Annotated in this window: 7 protein-coding genes and 1 pseudogene; 7 read left to right on the forward strand and 1 reads right to left on the reverse strand. The window is 48.6% G+C overall.

Annotated elements, in window-relative coordinates:
* Positions 1–152 precede the first annotated feature (152 nt).
* Positions 153–632: a GAF domain-containing protein gene (locus tag P9687_RS16055; protein ID WP_328228526.1), complete on the reverse strand. Its 480-nt coding sequence runs from the start codon at positions 630–632 to the stop codon at positions 153–155.
* 162 nt (positions 633–794) lie between these two features.
* Between P9687_RS16055 and refZ the strand changes: the two genes are divergently transcribed.
* The 7 genes and pseudogenes from refZ to P9687_RS16090 form a co-directional block, all read left to right on the forward strand.
* Positions 795–1433 (forward strand): forespore capture DNA-binding protein RefZ, encoded by a 639-nt coding sequence (gene refZ, locus P9687_RS16060; RefSeq protein WP_019720711.1) that lies wholly within the window; start codon positions 795–797, stop codon positions 1431–1433.
* A gap of 291 nt (positions 1434–1724) precedes the next feature.
* On the forward strand, positions 1725–3425 hold the full coding sequence (gene ezrA, locus P9687_RS16065; protein WP_328228525.1) for a septation ring formation regulator EzrA: 1701 nt from the start codon (positions 1725–1727) through the stop codon (positions 3423–3425).
* Positions 3426–3823: 398 nt separating this feature from the next.
* Entirely contained in the window at positions 3824–4978 is a 1155-nt protein-coding gene (locus P9687_RS16070) for a cysteine desulfurase family protein (RefSeq protein WP_328228523.1), read from the forward strand.
* Positions 4975–6183, forward strand: a complete 1209-nt coding sequence (gene thiI / locus P9687_RS16075; protein WP_328228522.1) for a tRNA uracil 4-sulfurtransferase ThiI — start codon at positions 4975–4977, stop codon at positions 6181–6183. The genes P9687_RS16070 and thiI overlap by 4 nt, the downstream gene beginning before the upstream one ends.
* 88 nt (positions 6184–6271) lie before the next feature.
* Positions 6272–6475 carry an alpha/beta-type small acid-soluble spore protein gene (locus tag P9687_RS16080; RefSeq protein WP_013859944.1) on the forward strand — a complete coding sequence of 68 codons (204 nt, stop codon included), beginning with the start codon at positions 6272–6274 and terminating at the stop codon, positions 6473–6475.
* Positions 6476–6608: 133 nt separating this feature from the next.
* A complete protein-coding gene (gene mbcS, locus P9687_RS16085; protein WP_328228521.1) occupies positions 6609–8183 on the forward strand; it encodes an acyl-CoA synthetase MbcS in 1575 nt (524 codons plus the stop codon).
* A 112-nt stretch (positions 8184–8295) separates the two neighbouring features.
* Positions 8296–8735: pseudogene (locus tag P9687_RS16090) on the forward strand (signal peptide peptidase SppA); the annotation flags it as partial.

The following is an 8735-nucleotide window of genomic DNA, read 5'->3' on the forward strand; positions in this document are numbered from 1 at the left end:
CCGGATCCGGCAAGGGGGGCATTTTTTATCCATTCGGTTATGGTTTTAATATCTGCTTCAGGCCGCTTAATCCTTGCTGCCTACCAAGTTCGTCCGGCCTTTGGGACTCGGCATGCTTTTATCTCCTTATTTATCAACCTGCGAAACCGGCCTTACAGCACTTTTTCCAGCGCTGCGGCAAAAGCTGCCAGTCCCGCTTCATCTTCTGCATCAAATCGATTTTTTTCCGGGCTGTCGATATCCAAAACGCCGATCACTTCACCGTTTTTCATCAGCGGGACGACAATTTCGGATTGGGAAGCGGCGTCACAGGCAATATGGCCCGAAAACTGCTGGACATCGGCGACCCGGAGCACCCGTTTTTCTTTCCAGGCTGTCCCGCACACCCCTTTCCCATACGGAAGCCGCACACAAGCTGGCAAACCTTGGAACGGGCCGAGGACGAGTTCATCCCCGCTTGCGAAATAAAACCCGACCCAGTTTACCCGGTCAAGAAACTGGTTTAACAGCGCTGCAGCATTGCTTAAATTGGCAATTTTATCCGGTTCGCCTTCTGTGAGCGCGATCAGCTGTTTTACGACAAGATCATACTTTTCTTTCTTCGTACCCTGGGCATTTTCTGCATGAAACATCGCCATCATCCTTACATCAGCAAATTTTTTAAAAACGGGGCGGGATTTTGTCGGAAAGTTTTTAAAGGAACCCCGGCCCGGCATATGGAATAGTACGGAATAGAATATTTTTAACACAAAAGGGGAAGCCCGGCAAGCAAAAAAGAGGAAAGGGTGGAACAAATGGACGGAAACAGCAGTGAAACAAAAGAAAAAATATTCAATACGGCGATTGCTTTATTTCATACGAAGGGCTATAAAGGAACGACGATCAGGGCGATTGCGGCTTCCGCAAAAGTCAATTCGGCCAATATTTCCTATTACTTTAACGGCAAGCAGGGGCTATTGGAAGCGTGCTTTATCCGCTTTTTTGAACCGTATATTGCCTGCCTTGAAGAAGAAGTGCAAAATCTTTCGGAAGAAGGATTAAAACGGGCGGCCTTCCGCATCCTGCACTTTCAAAGCGAAAACCACCTGCTGTCCAGATTTGTATGGCGGGAAGTCACCGTTGATTCGCAAATTGTCCGCGAAATTTTGTCCACTTATTTCATGAAAGAGCGTTATTTATTGAAAAAACTTGCCAAGGCCTGGTGCGGGCCCGGAATCCAGGCGGGCAAACTGAACTTTCTCATGATCCAGCTGAAAAGCATGCTGTCGATGCCGTATTTAAACAGCCAGTACATTCGGGAAGTATGGGGCATGCAGCCGGAAGAACCGTATTTTGCCGAAAAATACGGCAAATCGGTTGCCGAATGGCTGGACAGCATCCGGCAAAACGCGGGGGCGCAGCCGGAACCGCTGCTGCTTGAAACCGCTTTTTAATGGCCGGAGCGGGCTGGCTGTTTTTAAATGCTGGCAGCTTTCCGAAAAAGCCCGCCGACGTGCAAAAAATAAGCGCCGGCTTTTTTTATTTTGGGTGCGGAAAAAACCTTCCCCAAAATGAATCGAAAAATCTCGAATTTCATAGTCAAATATTGTCATTACATGGTATCATAGAATAAAAATAAACATACATGCCTATGGATATCGGGAAGGATTGCTCCGGTATTCATACATACATAATGAGCGGATATTAAGGTTTGATTTGTGGACGAACGGGAGGCTTTCAAGTTTATGATGTATGGCATCATTGGCGCTATTCTTTTGTTGCTCGTTTTATTGACTTGCGGTTTTTTTATCAGGAGGCTGTTTTACAAAGAGATTGACAAGCTTGAAGCATGGAAAATTGAAATCATGAACCGGCCTGTCACTGAAGAGCTGGGAAAAGTCAAACGGCTCAATATGGGCGGGGAGGCGGAAAGTTTATTTGAAGGCTGGCGCAAAGACTGGGAGGACCTTTTAAACGAGGAACTGCCGGCAGTGGAAGATAAGCTCTTTGAAATCGAGGAGCACACTGACAAATACCGTTTCAAAAAGGCGAAAGAAGTACAGGCGGGAGCAGAGGCGATTCTTCAAAATGCGGAACAAAAAATAAAAGATATACTGGACGGCGTCAATGAACTGATGGATGCCGAGAAAGAATCCCGGAAAGAAGTGGAAGAACTCGGGAAAATCTTCAAAGACTTGAAGAAACAGCTTCTGACACGGCGCCATACATACGGAAAAGGCATTAAAAGCCTCGATTTGAGAGTGGACAGCCTGGCGGAGAAATTTGCCCGTTACCATGAACTGACGGAAGCCGGGAACTATTTGGAGGCAAAGAAATTAGCCGATGAACTGAAAGCCGAAACAGAAATGTTGCAGGAGGATGCCGGGAAAATTCCGGATTTGCTGGCGGAAACGGAATCGCTTTTGCCGATGCAGTTTGCAGAATTAAAAGAGGGCTACAAAGAAATGGCTGCACAAGGTTTTGCGCTCGATCACCTGCAGTTTGATGAAGAAATGAAGGAACTTACAGAGAAGCTTTCGGCTTACCGGAAACAACTTGAACAGGCTGACACAGCGGATGTCGAGGAAGGCATCCGGGAAATCAAGGAAAGAATAGAAACGATTTACGATATTTTAGAAAAAGAAGCGTACGCGAAAAACTATGTGCTCAAGCATTTCCGTGAAGTGAAGGATATCCTGGATGAAGTACGGGAAGAAAACAAGCGCCTCAAAACAGAAACAGAATCCGTGCAAAAGACATACCAGCTGCATGAGGAAAACATGGCTGTTCCTGCTGAACTCGAGAAACAATTGGAGAAACTGGCCGCGCGTTTGGCGGTCCTTGAAGTAAAAATTCCCGAAAACAAAACGATTTATTCCGTGTTAAGCGAACAGCTCAAAGAAATGGAAGGGCAGATTGAAAAACTGCGGGATGACCAGAAGACGTTTAACGAATTTTTGCAGAACCTGCGGAAAGAAGAAATGGAAGCACGCGCGAAGATCGCGGAATTGAAGCGGACAATCCAGGATATGCGCCGCCTTGTCGAAAGAAGCAATATTCCTGGGCTGCCGGACTCGTACCGTACCCTGTACGAAGCGGCCTGGAACGCGATTCGTGACACTGCCGAAAGCCTCCATGCCACGCCGCTAAACATGGAAAAGGTCAACCGCCATCTGCTGGAGGCGGAACAGGAAGTCGGAAACTTTGAAAAAAGCACGAAAGCTTTAATGGAAAATGTGCAGCTTGCTGAAAAAGTGATTCAATACGGCAACCGTTACCGCGCTAAATATAAGAAAGTGGCGGACGGGCTAGAGCGCGCAGAAGTGGCTTTCCGGCGCTATGATTATGAGAAGGCGCTTGAAGAAGCCGCAACGACAGTGGAAGCGGTGGAGCCCGGCGCATTGAAAAAAATTGAAAAAATGCTGGAAACTGAAGAATTACTTTGAAGCAAACGGAAAAAATACGGAGCGCTCCCCGTTTTTTCGTTTGCTTTTTTCTGCGCCTTTCAGCCGGCAGGCAGGCCTTTCATGCGGCTGATGCCAAACAGATGCACTCGCTTTTTGGCGCCTGGTTCTTTAACCTGGTAAACAGGCACGGGTGAAGACCTTTGAGCCTTAAGCAACTTATTTTCTGTCTGAACAAGTTAACGCACATGGGCGAACGTGCAGGGCCATTGCCGCCCCATCCTGGAGATGAAAGACCAGTGCCGCGAAAGAAGCGGCGCGGAGACCGGGATGGGCGGCGCATAACGGGAGTATATCGGTTGTAGGTTCGGTATCCGGCATGGTATATTAGGCAATGATGCAGGTTTGGATCCAATTTTATGCCAACAGAGGGTGTTCAAATGATTTACTTTGACAACAGTGCCACAACGAGGCCTTATCCGGAAGTGCTGGATGCTTTTGTGAAAACATCGGAAAACTATTTTGCAAATCCCTCTTCCCTGCATAGCCTCGGCGCGCGTACAGAGAAACTTCTCACGCAGGCAAGACGGCAAATTGCGAGTCTTCTCGGCGCAGACGAGAACGAAATTTTTTTCACATCCGGCGGCACGGAAGGCAATAATCTGGCGATTAAAGGGACAGCCCTCGAGTACCGTTCAAGGGGGCGCCATATCATTACGACGGCTGTTGAACATGCATCTGTTTTTGAAACATGCCGGCAGCTGGAAGAATGGGGCTTTCGCGTCACGTATTTGCCGGTTGACAGGAGCGGAAGAATCAAGCTGGACGATTTAAAACAGGCCATCACGGATGAAACGATTCTTGTTTCCGTGATGCATGTGAATAACGAAGTAGGAACAGTGCAGCCGGTGGAAGAAATCGGGCAGCTTCTCAAAACTTACCCGAAAATCCTGTTTCATACAGACGATGTCCAGGGCTGCGGAAAAGTTCCGCTTTCCCTGCATGATGCCGGCATCGATCTTTGTACGGTTTCCGCGCATAAATGCCATGGCTTAAAGGGAACCGGGATATTATATAAACGGGCAAATCTCCGCCTGTCACCGCTTTTAACCGGCGGGCACCAGGAGAGGGGCTTGCGCAGCGGCACCGAAAATACAGGCGGAATCGTTGCAGCCGGAAAAGCGCTCCGCCTGGTCCATGAAAAATTTGAAGCCGGGGCGGCAGAAAGAACGGCCCGTATCCGGGATGCCCTGATCGAAAAACTTCAGGAGATGCCTGCTGTGACAGTCCATACCAATCCGGCTGTTTCAGCGCCGCACATCCTGAATTTTTCCGTCCGCGGCATCCGCGGCGAAGTGCTCGTGCATGCGCTTGAAGAGGAAGGCATTTATATTTCCACAACAAGCGCCTGCTCTTCAAAAACGCGGGAACTGAGCCGCACGCTTCTTGCCATGGGGGTTTCCGAAGACGAAGCCGAATGGGCGGTGCGCGTGAGCCTTTCTTATGAAAATACAATGGAGGAAGCGGAACGTTTTATCCGCATATTAAGGCAAACAATCACAAATTTACAACAAGTGTTGGGGAGAAATCAATGAACTATGACCGCATTTTAATCCGTTATGGGGAACTTTCGACAAAAGGGCATAACCGCCAGTTTTTTATCCGGCATTTAAAAGACAATGTCAAAAAAGCGCTCAGGCCTTTTGGCGGCATTGAAGTCCAGGCGCTGTACGACCGCATGTACGTGCTCTTGCATGGCGCAGACGGCGGGCAAGTCATCGATATTTTAAAATCAATCTTCGGGATCCAGTCATTCAGCCCGGCCGTCCGCACCCGGAAACAGCTCGAAGACATCGAGCAGGCGGGGCTCGAACTCGTCCGGCAAAACTTTGCGAAAGGCAAAACCTTCAAAGTGTCGGCCCGCCGCGGCGATAAAACATTTGAATACGATTCGAATGATTTGAACCATCTCGTCGGCGGCTATATTTTAAAGCAGCTGGACGGCATTCAAGTCAATGTAAAACAGCCGGATATCGAGCTGCTTGTGGATGTCCGGAAAAACGGCGTCTATTTGTCCACTGAAGTGATAAAAGGATCCGGCGGGCTTCCTGTCGGTGCGTCCGGCAAAGCGATGCTCATGCTTTCGGGTGGTATTGACAGCCCGGTTGCAGGATACCTCGCGATGAAACGCGGCGTGAAAGTGGAAGCGGTCCATTTCCACAGCCCGCCGTTTACAAGCCCGCGTGCAAAGCAAAAAGCGCTTGACCTTGCGCAAAAAATTTCCGCCTACAGCGGCTCCATGAAAGTGCATATTGTCCCCTTTACAAAAATCCAGGAGACGATCCATAAAGGGGTTCCGGAAGGCTATTCGATGACCGTGCAAAGAAGGGTAATGCTTGAGATTACCGACCGGCTCCGTAAAATCCATAACGGGCTTGCGATTGTAACCGGCGAAAGCCTCGGCCAGGTTGCCAGCCAGACGCTCGACAGCATGGTTGCAATCAATGACGTAACAACGACACCGGTGTTGCGGCCGCTTGTTTCGATGGATAAGCTCGATATTATTGATATTGCCCAAAAAATCGGCACATACGACATCTCAAGCCTGCCGTATGAAGACTGCTGCACGATTTTCACGCCGCCTTCGCCGAAAACGCGGCCGAAACTCGAGCTTGCGCGTCTTTACGAAAGCAGCCTCGAACTCGAACCATTGATTGAAGAAGCAGTGCAAAATACGGAGGACGTCTTTATTACACCAAATGACACGGCGCAGGAAGAAGACTTTTCCGGGCTGTTATAAAATCCAGTAACTGGCAGCACCGCCAATAAACTTACAACATGATGCCATGTGTTTATGCGCAATCTATACTCACAAGGAGGTGAGACACATGGCACAAAGCAACAACAGCAACCAATTGCTTGTAAGCGGTGCTGAACAAGCGCTGGACCAAATGAAATACGAAATCGCTCAGGAATTTGGCGTAAACCTTGGTGCTGATACGACTTCCCGCGCAAACGGGTCTGTCGGCGGCGAAATCACGAAACGCCTTGTTTCGATGGCTGAACAACAATTAGGCGGTACTTCCCGATAACTGAATGAAGAATGGATAAAGAAGCGGGCCTGAATCGGGTCCGCTTCTTCTTGTTTTTGGCGTAAATCTGTATCATATTTTTTTAATATCAGGTATAATAATGAGGTACTAAAAAATTCTGGAGGCGATTCGCTTGCGTCGTAGTGACCTGATTGCGCCACAAACATACAATATAGTCGAAGAAATTGAGAAATATGCCCGGGATCCGCACAAAGTTGCGCTGATTTGGGAAGACAAAGAAGGCATGCACAGAGAAGTCACATATAAAGAATTAATTGAAAATGCAAACCGGACCGGCCATGTCTTTTTGGAAAGCGGGCTGAAAAAGGGCGATATCATACTTGTCATGGTTCCGCGCATCGTAGAAGCATACGAAGTGTATCTCGCTGCAATGAAATGCGGCATCGTCCTTTTACCGGCCTCGGAAATGCTGCGGACAAAAGACCTTGACTACCGGATCGAAGCAGGGGATGTAAAAGGCGTTGTCGCCCATTATTCATGCACCGCACAGTTTAAAGATGTCCGCGGCATTGAAAATTTGAAAAAATTCGTAATTGGAGCACCGGAACCGGGATGGGCGTTCCTGGATGAAAAGAAAAAAGCAGCCCCTTGTGAACTGGAAATCTTCAAAACGTCAAAAGATGATATCGCCATTTTGTCCTATACTTCCGGGACAACCGGCAATCCGAAAGGCGTTATCCATACGCACAGCTGGGGATATGCCCATTTGCGCACGGCTGCCCCGAACTGGCTTGGCATTCAAGAAGGCGACCGTGTTTGGGCGACGGCCGCACCGGGATGGCAAAAATGGGTGTGGAGTCCGTTCCTTTCCGTTCTCGGTTCAGGCGCAATCGGGTTTGTTTACAACGGCCGTTTTGACCCTGAAAAATATTTGTCCCTTTTAGATAAATATGAAATCAATGTGCTCTGCTGCACACCGACTGAATACCGTTTAATGGCAAAAGTGGATGACTTGTCCCATTATCATCTGAAAAGCTTAAGGAGCGCGGTCTCAGCCGGGGAACCGCTGAACCGCGAAGTCATTGATGTTTTCCAAAACCATTTCGGCCTCACGATCCGCGACGGTTACGGCCAGACGGAAAGCACGCTGCTCGTCGGCTTTTCCCTTGATACCCCGTTGCGACCGGGTTCAATGGGCAAACCGTTCCCCGGAAATGAAGTCGAAATCGTAAATGATGACGGGAAGCCGTGCAAACCGGGCGAAACCGGCGACATTGCCGTCCATAGAGACACGCCTGCGCTTTTTAAAGGCTATTATAAAGAGCCGGAGCGCACGGCCAAGCAATACCGCGGCGATTACTTCATTACAGGGGATAGGGCAAGAAAAGATGAGGACGGTTATTTCTGGTTTGAAGGCAGGCGGGATGATATCATTATTTCTTCCGGCTATACGATCGGGCCGTTTGAGGTCGAAGATGCCCTCGTCAAGCATCCGTATGTGAAAGAATGTGCCGTTGTCGCAAGCCCGCACGAAATCCGCGGCAGCATTGTGAAAGCTTTTGTCGTTTTAAAAGATGGCATCAGCGAGAATTTGCCAGGGCTTGTAAAAGAACTGCAAAACCACGTAAAACAATTGACCGCGCCGTATAAATACCCGCGTGCAATTGAATTTATCAAGGAATTGCCAAAAACGGCCTCCGGCAAAATCCGCCGTGTCGAGCTCAGGCAGCAGGAATGGAATAGATAAGAAACAAAAGCCGGACATTTTTTTAAAAAAATGCCCGGCTTTTTGTTTTAAAGTCCCGGATCTTCAAGTAGAATAGAAGAAAACCAAAAAAGTGGAAGGGTGAAATGTTGGCATGAACAAAAAAAGATGGGGAGCGCTTGCTTTGGCAGGCGGGCTGTTCGTCGTTTCCATTATTGCGAACCTGGCGAGCATGGCGGCACCAACCAACTTTTCCAAAATCTTTAAAGAGACGGTGGAAGCGGGGGAAGGGGATGTTTCCGAAAATGTATTGCAGGATGGGAATGAATCAAAGAAAATCGTCGTTTTGAATGTGAACGGGACGATTCAGGATACCGGCGCGTCACCATCCCTGCTTGACACCGGTGAATATAACCATCAAAGTTTTTTGGAAGAACTGGATGGGGCGAAAAAAGACCGCGATGTAAAAGGCATCATTTTACATATAAATTCGCCGGGCGGCGGGGTGGCCGAGTCGGCGGAAATCCATCACCGCCTGATGGAAATAAAAAAAGATACGAAGAAGAAAATTTATGTGTCCATGGGGCCGACTTG

Source organism: Weizmannia sp. CD-2023 (genome assembly GCF_036225245.1).
Taxonomy (GTDB): Bacteria; Bacillota; Bacilli; order Bacillales; family Bacillaceae_C; genus Weizmannia; species Weizmannia faecalis.